Source organism: Mesorhizobium sp. M4B.F.Ca.ET.203.01.1.1 (genome assembly GCF_004791025.1).
In the GTDB taxonomy this organism is placed as follows: domain Bacteria; phylum Pseudomonadota; class Alphaproteobacteria; order Rhizobiales; family Rhizobiaceae; genus Mesorhizobium; species Mesorhizobium abyssinicae.
The window spans coordinates 1-818 of sequence record NZ_SRUO01000045.1 but is presented as its reverse complement, the minus strand read 5'-3'; the positions used below and the strand labels follow the sequence as shown (position 1 = coordinate 818).

Sequence of the window (818 nt, the reverse complement as noted above, 5' to 3'; positions counted from 1 at the left end):
GCCTCGGCTTGCGCGGGCCGGTGTTCGGGGTGACCTCCGCATGTGCCTCGGCCAACCATGCGATCGCCTCGGCGGTGGATCAGATCAAGCTGGGCCGGGCCGACGTAATGGTTTCCGGGGGCAGCGACGCACCCTTCGCATGGGGCGTGCTGAAAGCATGGGAAGCAATGCGCGTGCTTTCACCCGATACCTGCCGGCCCTTCTCCGCCGATAGGAAGGGCCTGGTGCTGGGCGAGGGTGCGGGCATGGCCGTGCTGGAAAGCTACGAGCATGCCACGAGGCGTGGTGCCACAATTCTTGCCGAGATCGCCGGCGTCGGCCTTTCCGCCGATGCCTTCCACATCGCCGCGCCATCTGTCGAGGGGCCAGCGTCGGCGATGCGCGCCTGCCTTGCCGATGCCGGGCTGAATGCCGAGGACGTCGACTACCTCAACGCGCACGGCACCGGTACCAAGAGCAATGATCAGACTGAAACGGCGGCGATCAAGCGTGTGTTTGGAAACCACGCTTATTCGATGTCCATCTCTTCCACCAAGTCCACGCACGCGCATTGCCTCGGCGCAGCGAGCGCGCTTGAAATGATCGCCTGCGTGATGGCAATCCAAGAGGACGTCGTGCCGCCGACCGCCAACTATCGCGAGCCAGATCCCGCTTGCGACCTCGACATCACGCCCAATGTGCCGCGCGAGCGCAAGGTGCGCGTCGCCATGAGCAACGCCTTCGCCATGGGCGGCACGAACGCAGTTCTGGCATTCAGGCAGGTGTAGAAGCCATGCAAGACGCCTCATTTGAGGTCACCTGTCGTATCTAGCTGCTTG

Annotated in this window: 1 protein-coding gene; it reads left to right on the top strand. The window is 63.9% G+C overall.

Translation table 11 applies throughout. The features are described 5' to 3' along the window. On the top strand, nucleotides 1-767 hold a 767-nt coding region (locus EN846_RS33535; RefSeq protein WP_135914103.1), incomplete at its 5' end, for a beta-ketoacyl-[acyl-carrier-protein] synthase family protein. Between the last annotated feature and the right edge of the window lie 51 nt (nucleotides 768-818).